This window comes from Micromonospora sp. CNZ299 (assembly GCF_002754415.1).
In genome coordinates this window covers 1,183,619-1,201,741 of sequence record NZ_PEFG01000001.1, presented here as the reverse complement: position 1 = coordinate 1,201,741, position 18,123 = coordinate 1,183,619, and the positions used below count along the sequence as shown (strand labels likewise).

The following is an 18,123-nucleotide window of genomic DNA, read 5'->3' as shown; positions in this document are numbered from 1 at the left end:
CCGAAACCGTTCGGCAACTCGATGCCATCCCGCGATGTTGAGGGATCTGCTAGCCACGGCCTCACCTGTTGGTGTTGAGACGGACGATGGCACCGTTGAGGGCGGTGGCGAAAATAGTCCACGCGGCGTACGGGGCCAGTGCGGCGGCCGCGACGCGGTCAGAACGCGAGGCGCGGCGAAGCAGCACGAAGTTGGAGGCGTTGAGCGCGGCGATTTCGGCCAGCGCGACGGCAGGCTTCTGGGCCTTGAAGAACAGCGCGCTCCACCCGAAGTTGAGGGCCAGGTTGAGTGCGTAGGCGCGGGTGAACGCGGCGCGGTCGGCTTCGCTGGTGCGGTCCAGCACACGGGCGCCGGCCACTGCGATCAGCGCGTAGAGCGGCGTCCATGCCAGCGGGAACGCCACGGGTGGGGGTTGCCAGGTCGGCTTGCGGAGCCGCTGGTACCAGCGCGAGGAAGCGTCGGTGACCGTCGCTCCTGCGGCGGCCGTCACGGTGACCGCCGCTGCGGTCTTGACCAGGGTTGGTAGTCGCATGACGTTCAGCTACCCGGCCTGCGACGGATCAACCGCGCCCGGTTACCGACTCAACATCCGACTGGCAGCGCCGTCTCGATGCCGATGCCCGCTACTGTCCGGCAGCCAGTCGGTGTTCTCGCGGGCTGACACCGCGGATGCGTTTGAAGGCCGTGCTCAGGGCGAAGGAACTGCCGTAGCCGACGTGCCGGGCGACGGCGCCGACTGTGGCTCCTGGCTCACGGAGCAGATCGGCTGCCAGGGCCAGCCGCCACTCGGTGAGGTACGACATGGGCGGTTCGCCGACGAGCGCGGTGAAGCGGCGGGCCAGCGCCGCCCGGGAGACCCCCGTCTTGGCGGCCAGCGAAGCGACGGTCCAGGGTTGGGCCGGGTTGTTGTGGAGCATCTGCAGAGCCCGGCCGACGATCGGATCACTGTGCGCTCTGTACCAGCCGGGGGCTCTGGCCGCAGGTCGGGCGAACCACTCGCGCAGCGCGGCGATGAGCAGCAGGTCGAGCAACCGGTCGAGGACCGCTTCCTGCCCCGGGTCGTCCTTGACGATCTCGGCGGCCAGCAGCGGGACCAACGGGGAGTCCCAGGAGTGGCCCGCGACCACCAACAGCGGTGGTAGTGCGCTCAGGAGTCGCTGGCTGACCTCGCCCCGCATCGTGTAGGTGCCGGTGAGCAGCATCGTCGGGCCGTCCGGGCTGTTGCCCCAGGTGCGTACGCCCAGCTCCATCATCTCGGGCAGTTCCTGCCCGTCCGGGGTCGTGCAGAGCTGGCCCGGATGAATGATGACCTGCGGCGCCGTGGCCGGGTCGTCGGCGACCGTGTACGGGTCGGGGCCGCGAATGATCGCCAGGTCGCCGGGACCGAGGCGTACGGCGCCACTCTCGTCGGCGAGGACCCAGGCGTCCCCGTGGACCATGGCCACCAGGGTGAGTGGCGCCTGGTCCTTGATCCGCATCGACCAGGGCGGGGTCAGGATCGAGCGGAGGAGGAACGCGCCCTGGGCTCGGGGTCCGTTGAGGAGACTGGCGACTGCGTCCACGTAGACGATTACACACAGATTCGCGAGCTTTGGCTATCCACACTCTCACCCCGCTGCATTTCAATGATCCCTATGACGAAGGAACGAGAGCGGAAGACGGTCCTGGTACTCGGTGGAACCGGCAAGACCGGCCGCCGAATCGTCGAGCGGCTGCAGGGGAGCGGAGTGCCTGTTCGGGCCGGTTCCCGCTCCGCTGCCGAGCCGTTCGACTGGGCGGACCGGGCGACCTGGGCGCCGGTGCTTCAGGGGGTCGGATCGGTGTATGTGTCCTACTACCCGGACCTGGCGGTGCCGGGCGCGCCCGAGACGGTCGGGGCGTTCACTGAGCTTGCGGTGGCGTCCGGGGTCTCCCGGCTGGTGCTGCTGTCCGGTCGCGGTGAGGACGAGGCACGGGCCAGCGAGAGACTCGTCCAGTCGGCCGGGGTCGAGTGGACGATCCTGCGGTCCAGCTGGTTCAGCCAGAACTTCAGCGAGGACTATCTGCTGGAGCCGGTGCTGGGCGGCGAGGTCGTCCTGCCGGTGGGGAACGTGCCCGAGCCGTTCGTGGACGTCGACGACATCGCCGAGGTGGCCGTGGCGGCCTTGATCGAGGACGGGCACGCAGGGCAGGTCTACGAGCTGACCGGTCCCCGGCTGCTCACCTTTCCTGAGGCGATCGCCGAGATCTCCGCAGCGACGGGCCGCCGTATCGATTTCGTTCAGGTGCCCCCCGACGACTACGCGACGGCGCTCACTGCGGAGGGCACGCCGCCCGGGGTCGTGGAGCTGCTGATGTACCTGTTCACGACCGTGCTGGACGGGCGCAACTCCCATCTGGGCGACGGGGTCCAGCGCGCCCTGGGTCGACCGCCCCGCGACTTCGCCGACTACGCCACCGACACCGCCGCCACCGGCGTCTGGGACAAGGGACAGACATCGTGAGAGTTGCGCAGCAGGTGTCGCTGATCGCCGCCACCATCACCAGCGGACTCATGGCGGGGCTGTTCGCCGCCTTCGCCTACGCGGTCATGCCCGCACTCAGAACGGCCGACGACCAGACGTTCGTCGGCGTGATGCAGCGGATCAACGTGGCCATCGTCAACGGCTGGTTCATGCTGGGCTTCCTGGGCGCACTGGTGTTCGCCGCAGTCTCGGCTCTCCTGGCCTGGCGCGGAGACGGCCGTCCGGCGCTGCCGTGGATCATCGTCGGGCTCACCCTGTACCTGGCGATGTTCGTCGTCACCACCGCCGTCAACGTCCCGCTCAACGACAAGCTGGCGTCGGCCGGCGATCCCGGCCACATCGCTGATCTCGCAGCCGTACGCGCGCACTTCGAATCGAGCTGGGTCACCTGGAACATCGTCCGCGCGCTGGCCAGCACGGCCGCCTTCGGCTGCCTCTCCTGGGCTCTGGTCGTCTATGGTCGCGCCACCGGATGATGCTTTTGCAACGGGGTGAGGGCTTCACAGACCTCGCGGGGTCCGCGCCCACGGTCGCCAATCTCGCATCCGTACGATGCGCCCGCCGACAGCACCGGCGGCGAAGGATCAATGGATGTGTATCGGGGAGACGAACCGACATGACACCTGAAGCGGCAGTTGCCCCGAGTGACCTACTGGCTCCGGGTGAAGTCACCCTGTTGCGGCGAGCGCTCGCGGAGTGGGGAGGCCCCGGGCAGTGCAGCGACGAACTGGCCTTCGGCATGGGGTTCGACTCAAAGGCCGATCTGCTGAGAAGGTCCGGGTCCTTCCGGTCAGCGCTGGCGAATGATGCTCCGCTGGCTCCGTCAGACTGGGCGCGCATGCTTCTCGCGGTTGAGGTGGTCTTTATCAGCGATCTTTCTGGTTCCGGTGTGGACTGGCAGACGACCACCGGGTTCACTGATGCTGCGACCGTCGAAACTCTTCGTTCGATTCCGCGTAAGTTGGCGCGGACCGTGCAACCGTACTTCGGGAAAAGGCCCAGCTGAGGACGTCAGCAGATCAGAGAAGATGATTTGCTCCTCGAAGTGGAGTTGGGCGATAACTCTCCTGAGGCGATCGAGAACGCCGACGGTTGGGTCACGCTCTTGGACGGGACGAACTGGTCGGCCACCTTTCTGACCTATGCCGAGCTTGGGCGAATCATGGACAGGTGGCGGGTGACCGGAGAATGCCTCGACGGCAGCTACTTCACCTGCCCCGATCTGTGGTGATTCAGAGCCCCGGGGTTCGAAACATGCTCTCAGCGGTCAGGGACATGGTCGCGAACGGCGATCATGAGCTGTCACTCAGGCGCGTACGGTGATATCCGGTCGCCGCCGGCAGTAATGGGTGGAAGGCAGAGTTCTGGGGCCACCCGCCGCCGACATCTGGCTGACCGGGACGGGAGTAGCCGCATGGCAGCGCCGTCGCAGATGAGCAGACGACTGACGTTCCTGTTCGCGGTGGCGGCGGGAGTGGCCATCGGCAACCTGTACTGGGCGCAGCCGCTGCTGGGCTTCATCGCAGGCGACCTGCACACCGCGACCGCGACGGCCGGCTGGCTCGTCACCGCGACGCAGGTCGGGTACGCCGTCGGCGTGCTGCTGCTCGTGCCGCTCGGCGATGTCCTCGACCGTCGTCGGTTCGTCCCGTTGATGCTGTTGGCCTCGGCGGCCGCACTGTTGCTGTGCGCGCTGGCGCCGTCGATGGGCGTACTCCTGCTCGCACTCGGCCTGCTCGGCGTGACGACGATTTCCGGGCAGGTCCTCACGCCGCTCGCCGGTGATCTTGCCGGTGCTGCCGACCGTGGCCGGGTGGTCGGCACCGTCGGGTCCGGGACCCTCACCGGGATCCTGGCCTCCCGCACCATCAGCGGGTTCGTCGCCGAGGCCGCGGGGTGGCGTGCGATCTTCGTCCTCGCCGCAGCCGTCGCCGTGCTGCTCGCGGTCCTGCTCTACCGCGCGATTCCGCCGCTGGCACCGCGGACGCGCATGCCGTACCCACAGCTTCTCGTCTCGGTCGGCGCGGTGGTCATGCGTGAGCGAGCGGCTCGATGGACGCTGGTCCTGGCCGCCACCGGCTTCGCCGCGTTCTCGCTGTTCTGGACGGCGCTGACGTTCCTGCTCAGCGGCCCACCGTTCCGGTATCCGGCGCCGGTGATCGGGTTGTTCGGGTTGGCTGGGCTCGCTGGTGTCCTCTCCGGCCTGCGCGGCGGTCGTCTGCACGACCGCGGCTGGTCGTTGCCGGCCACCGGTGTGGCCTGGGTGCTGGCCCTGTGTGCCTTCGTCGTCGCGGTGTTCGCCGGTCGGTCCGTCGTCCTTCTCATCACCGTGATCGTCATGATCGACGTTGCCCTCCAGACGCAGGCCCTCCTCAATCGGGCGCGGCTGTTCGCCCTCTCCCACGAAGCCCGCAGCCGGCTCAACACTGCGTTGGCCGTCAGCAACTTCATCGGCGCAGCTGTCGGCTCCGCCGTCGCGACCACGCTCTGGTCCGTGGGTGGCTGGGCAGCGGTCACGATCACGGGTACGGCGCTCTGCTGCTTCGCGCTCGCCGTGTGGGCGTTGGGACGTCGCGGTCCGCTCGTGATCCGCTCCGCCCTGCCCGATGGCGCCGCAACGGACCGCAGAGACGCCCCAGCAACCGCCTGACATGCGCACCTAGTAGTCGTTGGAGTGTTCGAGGGTGAGCAGCGGCTCGGCGAACACGGGTGCCGGTGCGCCGGGGGCCGCGGCGACGGCCTCCTCCAACCGGCGGAAGCCGACCTCCAGGTCGTCGGGGCTGAGCTGCGCGAAGAACGAGAGAGTACGCAGGCGCAGCCGTTCGAGCATGTCGCCGTAGGTGCCGGAGGACGGCTCGGTGACAGTGTCGAAGCTGGCGACGCGCCAGCCGAGGGACGTGAACATCGCGATGACCTCGTGCAGTGGCTGAAACAGGGCAGCGTCCGCCTCGTACCCGTTGGGGAAGTGCGCCAGCCACCACGGCCGGGGATGGTGGTCGCTGAAGTTCGCCCGCAGCAGCAGCCGGCCGCCGGGCCTGATCACCCTGGTCAGCTCCCGGGTTGCCCGGGGCTTGTCCTGGACGTGGTGCCAGGACAGGAACATGAGTGCGTAGTCGACGCTGTTGGACGGCACCGGCAGGTCCTCGGCGGCGCCGGCCAGATACCGCACGTCCGGGTGCTGGGGTTGCGTCTGTGCGACCTCGCGCATCCGGACCGATGGCTCGACGCCGGTGACCGGCCCGAACGCCTCCGCCAGCGCGGGTGTGAACCTGCCGGTCCCCGACCCGACGTCGAGCCCCGTGAGCGGACGCCGATCGGGCAGTACCGCTTCGAAGGCCCCGATCCATTCGCGCAGTTGCTGCTGGGCGAGTGCCCGGCCTCGCGCGTAGTCCTGGTGCTGCTCCGTGTCGTAGTCGATCGACCTCATCGCACCTCCCGGATCCAACGGCGGCCGAATAGTGCCGCCTCGATATATCGCCGATACATCGGGACGATATTCGGCGGCACATAACACCACAAGGTGCCTCCGCGCCTGGGCTTGGCCGTGCGCGGCTCACGCGCTACCGGCAACCGGGCGTACGGGGCAGGCGTCACCGAGCCGAGCCCAGGCGACAGTCGAGGGCTTCGGGGGTGTTCTGGATCCTGATGCGGGTCTGGTCGATTCGGCCGCCCGCGCTGCGGCGGGCGTTCCGCGTCATGGGCAGCCGTCGATGTTAGCGCGCACGAGGGGCCTTGCTCAAGGGTCCGAGTGGCGTCCGGGTCGGAGGCAAGGGGTGGTGTCTGCGGAAGGTGATCACGTCCAAGGATCACCGTGCGCCATCGACCGATGTTCCCAGCAAGTTACGACTTGACGAACGTCATGTTATCGCTCACAGTCGATGCTTAAGGACGACGACACCTTTGGCTTACCGGGCGAGCCTGCTTCGTCGACCTCGAATCAGGCGTGCGCCAGGGCATGCAGAAGTCTTGTTAGCGCTAACTACTACGACGCATGTGCCCGGCCACGCGTCGCGGTGCGCCCATCTCCGGGCAGGCCGCTCGGCTCTTGGTCATTGAAGGAGGATCATGTCTGCCCTTGATAGGTCTCCATCGATCGCGCCGCCGGCGCGGCGGCGATGGTGGTTGCCCCGAGTTCTCGCTGCTGGCGCGATGGCGGTGATGGTCGGCGGTGTCGCCGCAGCAGTGGTGTCGTCACCCGCCGCCGCGGCGACGGTCGACACGACCGCGTGGTACGTGTTGGTCAACCGCAACAGCGGCAAGGCCCTGGACGTCTACAACCTGGCCACGAATGACGGCGCCCGGATCACCCAGTGGGCCCGCAACAACGGCAACCAGCAGCAGTGGCAGTTCGTCGACTCCGGGAGTGGCAACTACCGGTTGAAGTCCCGGCTGTCCGGCAAGGTGCTGGACGTCTCGGGCTTCTCGACGGCCAACGGCGCCAGCATCGTGCAGTGGACTGACAACAACAGCACCAACCAGCAGTTCCGGTTGGCCGACTCGGACAGCGGCTACGTCCGGCTGATCAACCGCAACAGCAACAAGGTGATGGAGGTGCAGGGCGCCTCGACCGCAGACGGCGGCAACATCGTGCAGTACGACGACTGGAACGGCGCGAACCAGCAGTGGCAGCTCGTCCGCGTCGACGGTGGCGGCAACCCCACCACGCCGCCTCCGACGACTCCGCCGCCGGGTGGCACGTGCGACCTTCCCTCGACGTACCGGTGGTCCTCCACCGGGGTGTTGGCCAACCCGAGGTCGGGTTGGGTGTCGCTCAAGGACTTCACTGTTGCTCCGTTCAACGGCCAGCAGCTCGTCTACGCCACCACGCACGACTTCGGGTCCAGCTGGGGTTCGATGAACTTCGGCCTGTTCACGAACTACTCGCAGATGGCCTCGGCCAGTCAGAACGCGATGAACTCGGGGACTGTGGCGCCGTCGTTGTTCTACTTCGCGCCGAAGAACATCTGGGTGCTCGCCTACCAGTGGGGTGGGCCGGCGTTCTCCTACCGGACCTCGACCGACCCGACCAACCCGAACGGTTGGTCCGCGGCGCAGACGCTGTTCACCGGAAGCATCACCGGTTCCGGCACCGGCCCGATCGATCAGGCTCTCATCGGCGACGGTACGAACATGTACCTGTTCTTCGCCGGGGACAACGGCAAGATCTACCGGGCCAGCATGCCGATCGGGAACTTCCCGGGCAGCTTCGGCAGTAGCTACACGACCATCATGAGCGACACCACGAACAACCTGTTCGAGGCCCCGCAGGTCTACAAGCTCCAGGGTCTGAACAAGTACCTCATGATCGTCGAGGCGATCGGCTCGCAGGGCCGCTACTTCCGCTCGTTCACGGCCACCAGCCTCGGCGGTTCATGGACGCCGCAGGCCGCCAGCGAGAGCAACCCCTTCGCCGGCAAGGCCAACAGCGGCGCCACCTGGACCAACGACATCAGCCACGGCGAGCTGCTGCGCACCAACGCCGACCAGACGATGACGGTCAACGCCTGCAACCTGCAACTGCTCTACCAGGGTCGTTCCCCCAGTTCCAACGGCGTCGACTACGGCCTCCTGCCGTACCGGCCGGGTCTGCTGACCCTGCAGCGATGAGCCGGGCCTGGTGACCCTGCAACGCTGATCCGTGAAAGGCGGGCCCGCGACGGACATTCCGTCGCGGGCCCGTTCACGAGAAACAGCCTGTTGGGCGCTGCACCGCACACGATCGACACCCCCTTCGGATTAGCGGGCGTGGATAGAATCGGCCCGTGGCTCGTGAATACGACACCCAGCTCATCGAGTCGGTCGCGGTCCGCCGCGCCCGGATGCGTGAGCTGCTGCTGTGGGGCCGGCAGCGCCGGGTCCGTGCCACGGGTGACGGGTTCAGGTGGCTGCGGATCGGGCTCGTGTTGGCGGCCGTGGCCTGCGCCGGGTGTGTGGGCTGGTCCTTCCTCAAGGACGTCATCGCCGATCAGCAGAAGGCCCGCAACCCTCCGACGGTCCAGTCGGAGGGCACGCGATGACCCAGGCACAGTCGCCCGCCGCAGGCCAGCTCAGCCGGGTGACCCTGGCCGGCGCGCGTCGACGCATCGACCTGGTGCTGCCGGCCGACGAACCGCTCGGCCTCCTCCTGCCCGAGATCGTCGCCATGGTCGGCCACCGACCGATGGACGATTCACGGGGATACCAGATCAGCACCCTCGACGGCACGGTGCTCGATCCGGCCGGCAGCCTGCGACAGGCGGCCGTCCCGGACGGCGCGATGCTACGGGTCGACCCGATCTCCGAGGCGCCGCCGGCGGCGATCGTGCACGACGTCGCCGACGAGGTCGGCGACGACCTTTCCCGGAGGTACGGCCGCTGGGGCGTTGCCGCCCGGATGTGGACCGCCACCGCCGTGTGCCTGCTCGCCGCCACGATGGCGGCCGTGCTCGCCGCCCCGCGACTGGGGGCCGCGCTGGTGAGCGCGATCGGCGGCGTGATCGCGCTGTCCGGCCTCCTCGTCGGGCTGGTGGCCAAGCGGGCCGTCGGGATGGCGGTGCTGCTCAGCGGTGCCGCGATGGCGATGAGCATGGTGCCCGGGCTGACGAACGGGCAGACCTTGCGCTGGGCCCTCTGGGCTGCCGGCGTCGGCTGCGTCGTGCTCGCCGTGGGCACGGTGACGGGCAACCGTCGCGCCGGCGTCCTCGGTGGCGGGACGGTGCTGGCCCTGGTGGCTGGTTGGGGCGTACCGCTGGCGCTGGACATGCCTGCCGTGCGTGTCGCGGCGGTGCTGACGATCGTGGCCGTCGGAATGCTGGGGCTTCTGCCCCGGATCGCGATGATCGCGTCCGGGCTCACCCGCCTCGACGACCGCCGGAGCAACGACGAGCTGGTGAGTCGCGTGACGGTGGAGGCCGCTGTCGACTCCGCGCACCGCGGGCTGGCCGTGGCCGCCGTGGCGACGGCGACGTCGGCGACGCTCGGCGGCCTCGTCCTGGCGGCCGCGGCGGGCCCGTGGGCGCTGGTGCTGGCGGCCCTGGTGGCGAGCGCTCTGCTGCTGCGGATGCGTGCGTTCCCGCTGGCAGTCGAGGTGGTGGGGCTGGTGACCGGTGCTCTGGTGATCGTGGGCGGCCTGCTGACGCGCTGGGTGCGGGACACGCCCGACGCGTGGTGGGGTCCGGCGCTCACGGCGCTGGCCGTCTGCGCGGTGGCCCTCGTGATCCTGGCGTACCGGCCGCCACCGCACGCGCTGGCCCGAGCCCGGCAGTACGCCGACCGCGCCGAGGCGTTGACCGTGACGGCACTGGTGCCCGTTGCGGTCGGGGTGTTCGGGCTCTACTCGCGACTTCTCACCACGTTCTGATTGAGGCGGTGGCATGAGCGCTCCACCGGTGCCCGGCCCGACCCACTCCGGAGGGCACGGACCGTACCCACCACAGCGGCGGGTGCAGGACAGCTCGACCACCCCCGCTGCCGCTCCTCGACAGCCGGCGTCGGCACCGCAGGCACCGCCGCAGCCCGCGCAGCCCCCCCGACCGGCACCGACGCCCCGGGCACCTGGCGATCCGGCGGGGTCGGAGCCGAACGACCTGTCGATCGTCCGGCGGATCCGTGCCGGCGATCCGCCACTGCGGCGAATGTGGCGCAGCGCCAGCCGAATGTTCACCAGCAGCCGGGCGACCCGGGCGCTCGCCGACCTCGCCGCCGAGGTGCAGGTGCCGGTGCACACCGGCCGGCGGATCGCGGTGGCCTCCGTGCACGGTGGGGCAGGAAAGACCACGGTGGCGGCGGTGCTGGCATCGGTCTTCGCGGCGCGCCGGTCCGATCCCGTGCTCGCCGCCGACGCCGACCCGTACGAGGGCTCGCTGACCTGGCGGCTCGGCGTGCCGAGCGAACCGCCCCTGGACCGGCTGGCACCCGACCTGATCGGGGCACGGGGCGGTGATCTCCGCGCGCTCGAACCGTTCCTTCCGCGCACCGGCACGGGCCTGTGGGTGCTGCCGAGCGGCACCGCCAACCCGACCCTGTGCAGCGAGGTGACGCGGTCACTGTCGCGCCTCTTCGCTGTCGCCGTCGTCGACTGCCCACCTGGCCTGGAGTCGCGGACCGCGGCGGCGGCCATGTCCGACGCGCACTCGGTGGTGCTCGTCGCCGCGGCGACGCCGGACGGGGTCCGGGCCACCTACCAGGCACTGCGGCGGATCATCGAGGGCGGGTACGGGTCGTGGCTGGCACGTGTGGTGGTCGTCCTGAACTCCAGCAACCCCGACGGCCGGGCCGCCCTCGTCGACGACGCCGCGCGCGAGCTGATCGAGCAGACAGCCGTACCGGTGGTGGTGTTGCCCTACGACCGTCACCTGGCTGCCGGCGCACTCATCACGCCGTCGCGGATCGGTGAGGCGACGCTCGTCGAGGCGACCCGCGCGGCCGCGTTCGCCCTGGCTGCGGCCAGGCGGATGTAAGCGGAGGACGCCCCGATGTCGACGCGCATGGTGCACCGCCCCACCCGGATGGCCCGCCCGGCGTCCACCATGGACCCGCTCGTGTTGGACGCACCACCGCAGCTGCCCGACGGCCGATCCGCGGTGGGGCTCCAGGCGCTGCTGCCGATGGCCGGCGCGGGCGTGGCGATGAGCATGATGATGTTCATGCGCGGCTCCGGCTTCGCGGCGTTGGGTGCGGTGGTCATGGTCGTCGCGCTGGCCGCTGCCGGGGCGATGTACCTCACCCAGCTCGGCAAGGCCGGTCGGCAGCGCCGGGTCCAGCGCGAGCGGTACCAGGACTACCTGGAAGAGCTACGCGAGCAACTGCGCGAGGACGAGCAGCGCCTCCAGGAGCAGGCGACAGTGCTCGACCCGCCGGTCAGTCGACTGCTCGACGTCGTGCGCAGCCCGGCGCGGTTGTGGGAGCGCCGCCGCGCGGACATCGACTTCCTGCGGGTACGGGTCGGCATGGGCGCGCTGCCCGTCCGGCCGATCCAACTGCGCGAGCAGAGCACACCGACCAACCCCCTCGACCCGTTCATGCGCCACGAGGCCCACTCGCTGATGCGCCGCTTCGAACTGACGCCGGGGCTGCCGCTGCGGGTCGACCTGGACTGCGCCGGCGATGTCAGCGTGATCTCACCGGACCACCAGGAGGTGGTCGCCCTCGCCAGCGCCATCCTCGTCCAGGTCGCCGCGTTCCACGCCCCCGACGACGTGACGCTCGCGATCGTCACCACCCCGGAGCGGGCGGTGACCTGGCAGTGGGCGCGCTGGCTGCCGCACCTGCTCGACCGGTCGTCGATCGGCCCGAGTGGCCCGACTCCGCTGCTGGTCACCGCCCCCGAGACGCTCGCCGAGCTGCTCGCCGTGGACCTGGAGGAGCGGGCCACCAACGCGCTCAAGTCCTTCCGCCACAACGCCGGGCGCGCCGAGGCCCGTACGCGGTCGAGGTTGCTGGTCATCGACGATGCCCACGGCGAGGTCGCACGCGGGTTGGCGAGCCCCGACCAGTTCGTGGGCCTCGGGAGCCTCGGTGTCACAGTCGTGCACCTGCTCGCCGACCGGCTGCACGAGCCCGGCGACATCTCCCGGCGGATCACCATCGACGGCAGCTCACTCGTCCTGGAGGACCTCACCGCGTCGCCGCCGATGACCGTGGCCGGCACTGTCGACGAGGTGCCGGTGCCGCTCGTCGAGGGCCTCGCCCGGGGGATCGCGCCGCTGCGGCTGTCGGCCGACTCCTACGACGACGGCACGGGCACCCCGCCGGCGGACTTCCAGGATCTGCTGGGGCTGTCCGATCCCACGAACCTGGACCTCGCCACGCTGTGGCGGCCGCGGGGCGAGCGCGACTTCCTGCGCGTACCGATCGGGGTCGACCCGGTGGGACGCCCGGTGCTGCTCGACCTCAAGGAGTCCGCGCAGCTCGGGATGGGTCCGCACGGGTTGTGCGTCGGTGCCACCGGGTCGGGCAAGAGTGAGCTGTTGCGGACGCTCGTGCTCGCCCTGGCGGCGAGCCACCCGCCCGACCGGTTGGCGATGGTGCTCGTCGACTACAAGGGTGGTGCGACGTTCGCACCGTTCGCCGAGATGCCGCACGTCTCCGGCCTGATCACCAACCTGGTCGCCGACGCCGCGCTGGTGGAACGGATGTACACCAGCCTCGACGGCGAGGTGCAGCGCCGCCAGCAGTTGCTCGCCGACGCGGGCAAGGTCACCGACATCGTCGAGTACCACCTGCTCCGCGCGGTGCAGGGCGAGCGCAGCACCCTCCCACCGCTGCCGCATCTGCTCGTGCTCATCGACGAGTTCGGCGAGCTGCTCGCCGCCAAGTCGGAGTTCATCGACCTGTTCCTCCGGATCGGGCGGATCGGCCGGTCCATCGGGGTGCACCTGCTGCTGTCCAGCCAGCGGGTCGAGCAGGGCAAGATGCGCGGCCTGGAGAACTACCTGGCCTACCGCCTCGGGCTGCGCACGCTCACCGAGATGGAGTCGCGCACCGTTCTCGACACGGTCGACGCGTTCCAGTTGCCGCCGTTGCCCGGCAGCGGGTATCTGAAGGTCGACGTCTCGATCTACCAGCGGTTCAAGGCCGCCTACGTGTCCGGCCCGCTCACCGACGGCGGTGAAGCAGAGCTCGCCCCGATCGTCGGCCCGTTGGCGAAGCCCATGCCGGTGTTCGGCACCGTCCGCCGGGACACCGATGACGACGCACCCGAGGAGCCGAAGGCGACCAGACGCACCACCGGCCCGACGCTGCTGTCGACAGTGGTGGAGCAGATGTCGATGAGCGACCAGCGTGTCCAGGCCATCTGGCTACCACCGCTGCCGGCCGCGCTCACCCTCGACCAGGCGGCCGGTGGGATCCGCAGCACCCCGGACGGGCTCCGCCTGGACATCGTCGAGCAGGCCGCCACCGGGCTGCCGGTGCCGCTGGGCCGCCTCGACGACCCGGCCCGCCAGTGGCAGGGCCCCTGGCTCATCGACCTGGCCGTGGGCGGGGGCAACGCCCTCGTGCTTGGTGGACCCGGCACCGGCAAGACGACAGCGCTGCGCACCCTGGCGTTGGGTCTGGCCACCACCTACCGTCCGACCGACGTCGGGATCTACGGCATCGACCTGCTGGGCAACGGGTTGGCCGGCCTGGCCGAGCTGCCCCACGTCGGCGGCGTCGCCAGTCGAGAGGACCGCGAGCGCATTCGCCGCACCGTCGACGAGGTGCACGCGATGCTCGCGCAACGTCAGCGCATCTACACCCAGCACCAGTTCGACACGATCAACGACCTGCGTGCCGCCGACGAGCGCGTACGCGCGGAGGTCGGCTGCGTCGACGTGGTGCTGTTGATCGACGGGTACGGCCAGCTCAACGCCGAGTTCGAGAGCCTCGAAACCAAGGTGCACGACCTGCTCGCCCGGGGTGGCCGCTACGGCATCCACGTCATCGGCACCGCCCGGCGGTGGAACGAGGTGCGCGCCGCGCAGCAGGTCGCCTTCGCCAACCGGATCGAGCTGCGGCTCACCGAGCCCGCCGAGTCCAGCATTGACGGCAGGCTGGCCCGGGGCATCCCGGCGGACCAGGCCGGCCGGGCGCTGACCAGCGGCAAGCTGTTCGCCCAGGTTGCCCTTCCGCGCCTGGACGGCCAACCCGACCCGTCGAACGCCGGCCTGGTCGCGGCCGTGCAGTCGGTACGAGGATCGTGGTCGGGGCCCGTGCCGCCACCCGTCCGGGTGCTGCCCGCGGTGCTGCCGGTGGCCGACCTCGCCGGCACGCCGGCCGGGCACGGGGTGGTGCCGTTCGGTCGGTTCGAGAGCGACTTCACCCCTGCCGTGCTCGACCTCTTCGGCCGCGACCAGCACCTCCTCGTCCTCGGCGATCCCCGGACCGGCAAGACGAACCTGCTGCGGCTGGTGGCCGAGGAGTTGATGGGGCAGTTCACCTCCGACGAGCTGGTGTTCGCCGTGTTCGATCCGCGTCGGGGGCTCGCCGACGTGGTGCCGGAGTCCTACCTCGGTGGTTACGCCACCAACGCGACACTCGCCCAGCAGTTGTCTGCGGCGGTGTGCAAGGAGCTGGCGAAGAGGCAGCCGTCCGAGGCGGCACGTCCACGGATCGTGCTGCTCATCGACGACTACGACATCCTCGCCGCGTCGGCCAGCCAACCGCTCGGCGCGTTCGTCCCGTACGTGGCGGCCGGGCGCGACACCGGGCTGCACGTCGTGATGACCCGCCGGGTGTCCGGCGCCTCACGTGGCCTGTTCGAGCCGTTCCCGCTGGCCGTTCGCGAGGCCGGCTGCCTGGGCCTGCTCATGTCCGGTGACCGGACGGAGGGGCAACTGTTCACTGGCGTACGGCCGATGGTCCTACCGGTGGGGCGCGGGCAGCTCATCCGCCCCGGGCACCCCCCACGCATGACCCAGACCGCATACCTCGGCGACACCAAGGAGCACTGATGACGTACGACACGGTGGCCCTGTGCCGCGCCGAGCCCGACGCTGCCGCGATGCTCGGCGCCCTGCTCGCGGTCGGGTCCGACCTCAAGATGGACACTGTCGACTCGGCCGGGCTGGTGCAGTTGTTCGACCCCGGCGACGGGCGGCTGCTGCTGACCGTCGAGACCGCGCGACTGGTGCAGGTGCCGGGGGAGGCGGAGCGGCTGCTCGGGGTCACGCTCGACGACTCCTTCGACGGCCGCGTCTGGTGGGTGGAGAGCCGGGCACCCGACGGCGACCCGCGGGCCGCCGACGTGACCCGCCGCTTCACCGCCGCGCTCGTATCGATAACGGGAGGGCTGACATGGGCGGACCGATGACGGGGACGACCGACACGATCAGCGACAAGGCCGTCGTCCTGCACCAGCACCGTACGGTGGTCGGCCTGTCGCCCTGGCTCGCCGAAGCCGCTGCCGACGCGGTCCGCAACGGGTTGATGCTCCAGCTCGTCACTCCGGCCGACGGCGTCATCACGTACCCGGTCGAGGTGATGCTCGCGCAGGCACAGGGGCAGTGGGTGGTGCGCGCCGGCGACCAGTACCGCGACGGGCTCACCGGCCTGCCGCTGCAGTGGGACGGCCACCGCTTCTCGTCGGCCAACGGCTCCCAGGACGCCGGCGCGCTGCCGGCCTCCGAACCGTGGACCGGCGGCCTGGAGATCCAGATCGTCACGCTGCACCCGGCCACCGAGGCCCTGGACCTCGGCGCCAGCACCGAGGCCGCCGTGCGCGCTCTCACCGGCAACGACCCGGCCGGGTGGGGCGTCGCCGAGCCGGTGACCGAGACGTGGTCGCGTCGCGACCTCACGTCCTTCTGTCGTACGCGCGCACCGGCACCGACCAGCGTGGCGATCGTCGGCGGCGACAACCGGTCGGCGCTGCTCGGTGTCCTCACTGTCGAGCGGGTCGACGTCGGCGTCCGCGAACAACTCCGGCTGGCCGGCCCCCCACTGTCGGCTGTTGACGAGGCGACGATCGAGGCACTCGCCGAGAAGCTGGCGTCGACCGTCCGCAGCATGATCGTGGCCGTGCACCCGGGCCGGTCCGGCGGAGTCCGGTCCAGCACGCCGAGCCTTCCCGCGCTGCCGTGGGGCATCCTGGTCGGCCGTCAGGAACAGGCGCTCGACTCGGAGCCCGAGGTGATTCCGGGCCGGGCGCTCGGCAGGGGCGCGCGGCGATCCTGGTGGTACAGGTTGGACAGCGGGCCGGGCGCCCCGTACGAGAATCTTTCGGCAGTGCTGCGCAGGTACGGCCTGCGTACCGACCGCCAGGGCACCGGCTGAGGGATCGACGAGCCGTTGCGCGAGATTCTTCGCCGACTGCTTGTCAGCATCACCTGCTCAGCTCTCCGCCGCCTGGTACTCCAACGTCACTTGGCTTCGATGTCGAGCGTGGCGGGCATGCTGAAGGCGGCGACGTGACGGGCACCGATGAAGGCGTTGCTCTCTACGATCTTCCCGTTCTCGATCCGGAGTACGTCGACGACCAACGCCTCGTAGTGCGGGCTGCCGGGCCGGCGGAGATAGTTGATCAGTGCCGGGCGCCCGTTGGCCGAGGTGGGGAACGTACGCCAGTCGAGCGGTCGGCCGAGGAACTCCGCGGCCGCGTCGATCCCGACGACCGGCGGCTCGGGCGGCATCGTGATCCGTACGTCCTCGGCGAGCAGTGCCCGGAAAGCCTCCGGGTCCTTCGCGTTGGCGTAGCGGCGCAGGATCTCTTCGTCCTCACTGGTGAGCTGCGGGCGGCGCCAGTCCTTCGGGTCCGACGGAGCGCGCCGCCGGAGGGTGTGGCGGGCCCGCTGGAGGAGGCTGTTGACGGCCGCTACGGCGGTGTCGAGCGCGGCGGCGATCTCCTGCGGCGTCCAGCCGTAGACGTCGCGCAGCACGAAGGCCGCCCGCTGCCGCGGCGGCAGGTACATGAGCGCTGCGATCACGGCCAGCTCGACGGTCTCCCGAGCGGCGAGACCGGTCTGCGGATCGTCGGCCAGCAGGGCGTCGGGATAGGGACCGAGCTCGGTGGACCACTCCAGCGGATTACCGTACGGTACCGTCCGGTGACCGGCTGCCTTGCGGCTGTCGAGGAAGACGTTCGTGGCGATCCGGTAGAACCAGGTGCGCGCCGACGCCCGACCCTCGAAGCGGTCGCGAGCCCGCCAGGCACGCAGGAAGGTCTCCTGCACCAGGTCCTCCGCGTCGGTGACGTTCCCGGCGAGGCGGTAGCAGTGGACGTGTAGCTCACGCCGGTGCTCGTCGAAGGCGCGCTGCAGCCAGACCGCCTGCTCATCAGGCGAGTCGGACATGTGATCTCCCCGGGGCTGACTGGTCCTCACAACCGTACTGACGACCGCGGACCCATCCGTCATCGGTCACCGATGACGATCGCCGACTCGGTCGTCGGTATCTGTGACCGATCCCCATTCCACGAAGGAGATAGCCATGACGGCAACCCCCGCGTCCAGCGCCGCCGCGCCCCCGGTCGTCGACCGGGAGACGTGGCTGCGCGAGCGCGACGAACTGCTGGTCCGGGAGAAGGCCCATACCCGCGAAGGAGACGCGATCGCAGCCGCTCGTCGTCAGCTGCCGATGACCTTGATGCCGACGGTGACGGTGCGGGGCTCAGGCGGGGACACCCCACTGGTGGAGGTGTTCGAGGGCCGCCGGATGCTCATCGCCTACTTCCACATGTGGCACGACGGTAAACCGCACGAGCATCAGTGTGAGGGGTGCACCTTCTCGACCTGTCACATGCAGATGCTGGACTACCTGCACGCTCGGGACGTCACCTACGCCGTGTTCTGCGAGGGTCCCTACGACGAAAGTGCCCCGTTCGCGGAGTTCATGGGCTACAGGTTCCCCTGGTATTCGGCGAAAGACTCCGACCCGGCTCTGGCCGACGGTCGTGACTTCGGGTTCATCGCGTGCTACCTGCGCGACGGCGACAAGGTCTACGAGACCTACTGGACCACCGGGCGGGGAGTGGAGGCGTTGATGACCACCTACCACGCCCTGGACCTCACGGTGTACGGCCGGCAGGAGAACTGGGAAAACTCGCCTGAAGGCTGGCCGCGGGTCACGGGGCACCCGTGGCGTCTCAACGGCCGCCCCACCGCGCAATGGTCACGCCCCGGCGTCGCACCGCGATGACGTCCTGATGATCGAGATGATCATG

17 protein-coding genes are annotated in these 18,123 nt (G+C 69.9%); 13 read left to right on the top strand and 4 right to left on the bottom strand.

Annotation, left to right across the window (positions count from 1 at the left end):
* Positions 1-61: 61 nt before the first annotated feature.
* The gene (locus tag CLT68_RS05705; protein WP_099849323.1) at positions 62-532 is read right to left on the bottom strand and encodes a TspO/MBR family protein; all 471 of its coding nucleotides are present in this window, start codon (positions 530-532) and stop codon (positions 62-64) included.
* Between the two features lie 91 nt (positions 533-623).
* A complete protein-coding gene (locus CLT68_RS05700; RefSeq protein ID WP_099849322.1) occupies positions 624-1,562 on the bottom strand; it encodes an AraC family transcriptional regulator in 939 nt (312 codons plus the stop codon).
* Positions 1,563-1,634: 72 nt separating this feature from the next.
* Between CLT68_RS05700 and CLT68_RS05695 the strand changes: the two genes are divergently transcribed.
* From CLT68_RS05695 to CLT68_RS05675, 5 genes are all read left to right on the top strand, one after another.
* Positions 1,635-2,483 carry an NAD(P)H-binding protein gene (locus CLT68_RS05695; protein WP_099849321.1) on the top strand — a complete coding sequence of 283 codons (849 nt, stop codon included), beginning with the start codon at positions 1,635-1,637 and terminating at the stop codon, positions 2,481-2,483.
* Positions 2,480-2,980 carry an anthrone oxygenase family protein gene (locus CLT68_RS05690; protein WP_486482083.1) on the top strand — a complete coding sequence of 167 codons (501 nt, stop codon included), beginning with the start codon at positions 2,480-2,482 and terminating at the stop codon, positions 2,978-2,980. Before CLT68_RS05695 ends, CLT68_RS05690 begins: the two co-directional genes overlap by 4 nt.
* 140 nt (positions 2,981-3,120) lie before the next feature.
* The gene (locus CLT68_RS05685; protein ID WP_099849320.1) at positions 3,121-3,510 is read left to right on the top strand and encodes a hypothetical protein; all 390 of its coding nucleotides are present in this window, start codon (positions 3,121-3,123) and stop codon (positions 3,508-3,510) included.
* 27 nt (positions 3,511-3,537) lie between these two features.
* Positions 3,538-3,735 carry a hypothetical protein gene (locus CLT68_RS05680; RefSeq protein ID WP_143743133.1) on the top strand — a complete coding sequence of 66 codons (198 nt, stop codon included), beginning with the start codon at positions 3,538-3,540 and terminating at the stop codon, positions 3,733-3,735.
* A 201-nt stretch (positions 3,736-3,936) separates the two neighbouring features.
* Positions 3,937-5,154 (top strand): MFS transporter, encoded by a 1,218-nt coding sequence (locus tag CLT68_RS05675; RefSeq protein ID WP_486482082.1) that lies wholly within the window; start codon positions 3,937-3,939, stop codon positions 5,152-5,154.
* Positions 5,155-5,163: 9 nt separating this feature from the next.
* On the opposite strand, the gene CLT68_RS05670 is transcribed toward CLT68_RS05675, so the two are convergent.
* Positions 5,164-5,931, bottom strand: coding sequence for a class I SAM-dependent methyltransferase (locus tag CLT68_RS05670; protein WP_099849315.1), 768 nt, complete (start codon positions 5,929-5,931; stop codon positions 5,164-5,166).
* Positions 5,932-6,569: 638 nt separating this feature from the next.
* Here CLT68_RS05670 and CLT68_RS05665 point away from each other — a divergent pair.
* The 7 genes from CLT68_RS05665 to CLT68_RS05635 all read left to right on the top strand — a co-directional run bounded on the left by CLT68_RS05665 (position 6,570) and on the right by CLT68_RS05635 (position 16,238).
* Entirely contained in the window at positions 6,570-8,111 is a 1,542-nt protein-coding gene (locus CLT68_RS05665; RefSeq protein WP_099849313.1) for a non-reducing end alpha-L-arabinofuranosidase family hydrolase, read from the top strand.
* A 155-nt stretch (positions 8,112-8,266) separates the two neighbouring features.
* A complete protein-coding gene (locus tag CLT68_RS05660) occupies positions 8,267-8,521 on the top strand; it encodes a hypothetical protein (RefSeq protein WP_088950666.1) in 255 nt (84 codons plus the stop codon).
* Complete coding sequence (gene eccD, locus CLT68_RS05655) at positions 8,518-9,843, top strand: type VII secretion integral membrane protein EccD (RefSeq protein WP_099849311.1); 1,326 nt, start codon at positions 8,518-8,520, stop codon at positions 9,841-9,843. The genes CLT68_RS05660 and eccD overlap by 4 nt, the downstream gene beginning before the upstream one ends.
* Positions 9,844-10,138: 295 nt before the next feature.
* Complete coding sequence (locus CLT68_RS05650; protein WP_199176994.1) at positions 10,139-10,942, top strand: nucleotide-binding protein; 804 nt, start codon at positions 10,139-10,141, stop codon at positions 10,940-10,942.
* Positions 10,943-10,957: 15 nt separating this feature from the next.
* A complete protein-coding gene (gene eccCa / locus CLT68_RS05645) occupies positions 10,958-14,917 on the top strand; it encodes a type VII secretion protein EccCa (protein WP_099849308.1) in 3,960 nt (1,319 codons plus the stop codon).
* A complete protein-coding gene (locus CLT68_RS05640) occupies positions 14,917-15,276 on the top strand; it encodes a hypothetical protein (RefSeq protein ID WP_099849307.1) in 360 nt (119 codons plus the stop codon). The genes eccCa and CLT68_RS05640 overlap by 1 nt, the downstream gene beginning before the upstream one ends.
* Positions 15,273-16,238, top strand: a complete 966-nt coding sequence (locus CLT68_RS05635) for a DUF6177 family protein (RefSeq protein ID WP_199176993.1) — start codon at positions 15,273-15,275, stop codon at positions 16,236-16,238. The genes CLT68_RS05640 and CLT68_RS05635 overlap by 4 nt, the downstream gene beginning before the upstream one ends.
* A gap of 86 nt (positions 16,239-16,324) precedes the next feature.
* Here the strand turns inward: CLT68_RS05635 and CLT68_RS05630 are convergent, their stop codons facing one another.
* On the bottom strand, positions 16,325-17,254 hold the full coding sequence (locus CLT68_RS05630) for an RNA polymerase subunit sigma-70 (protein ID WP_099849304.1): 930 nt from the start codon (positions 17,252-17,254) through the stop codon (positions 16,325-16,327).
* 136 nt (positions 17,255-17,390) lie between these two features.
* Here CLT68_RS05630 and CLT68_RS05625 point away from each other — a divergent pair, with 136 nt between their 5' ends.
* Positions 17,391-18,098, top strand: coding sequence for a DUF899 family protein (locus tag CLT68_RS05625; RefSeq protein ID WP_099849302.1), 708 nt, complete (start codon positions 17,391-17,393; stop codon positions 18,096-18,098).
* Positions 18,099-18,123: the final 25 nt, after the last annotated feature.

What these genes read in the sequence shown, in the direction of transcription:
- CLT68_RS05625 (WP_099849302.1), top strand. Translation starts at nt 17,391, where the DNA reads ATGACGGCAACCCCCGCGTCCAGCGCCGCCGCGCCCCCGGTCGTCGAC.
- CLT68_RS05635 (WP_199176993.1), top strand. Translation starts at nt 15,273, where the DNA reads ATGACGGGGACGACCGACACGATCAGCGACAAGGCCGTCGTCCTGCAC.
- CLT68_RS05650 (WP_199176994.1), top strand. Translation starts at nt 10,139, where the DNA reads ATGTTCACCAGCAGCCGGGCGACCCGGGCGCTCGCCGACCTCGCCGCC.
- CLT68_RS05665 (WP_099849313.1), top strand. Translation starts at nt 6,570, where the DNA reads ATGTCTGCCCTTGATAGGTCTCCATCGATCGCGCCGCCGGCGCGGCGG.
- eccCa (WP_099849308.1), top strand. Translation starts at nt 10,958, where the DNA reads ATGTCGACGCGCATGGTGCACCGCCCCACCCGGATGGCCCGCCCGGCG.
- CLT68_RS05675 (WP_486482082.1), top strand. Translation starts at nt 3,937, where the DNA reads ATGAGCAGACGACTGACGTTCCTGTTCGCGGTGGCGGCGGGAGTGGCC.
- CLT68_RS05640 (WP_099849307.1), top strand. Translation starts at nt 14,917, where the DNA reads ATGACGTACGACACGGTGGCCCTGTGCCGCGCCGAGCCCGACGCTGCC.
- CLT68_RS05685 (WP_099849320.1), top strand. Translation starts at nt 3,121, where the DNA reads ATGACACCTGAAGCGGCAGTTGCCCCGAGTGACCTACTGGCTCCGGGT.
- eccD (WP_099849311.1), top strand. Translation starts at nt 8,518, where the DNA reads ATGACCCAGGCACAGTCGCCCGCCGCAGGCCAGCTCAGCCGGGTGACC.
- CLT68_RS05695 (WP_099849321.1), top strand. Translation starts at nt 1,635, where the DNA reads ATGACGAAGGAACGAGAGCGGAAGACGGTCCTGGTACTCGGTGGAACC.
- CLT68_RS05705 (WP_099849323.1), bottom strand. Translation starts at nt 532, where the DNA reads ATGCGACTACCAACCCTGGTCAAGACCGCAGCGGCGGTCACCGTGACG.
- CLT68_RS05630 (WP_099849304.1), bottom strand. Translation starts at nt 17,254, where the DNA reads ATGTCCGACTCGCCTGATGAGCAGGCGGTCTGGCTGCAGCGCGCCTTC.
- CLT68_RS05670 (WP_099849315.1), bottom strand. Translation starts at nt 5,931, where the DNA reads ATGAGGTCGATCGACTACGACACGGAGCAGCACCAGGACTACGCGCGA.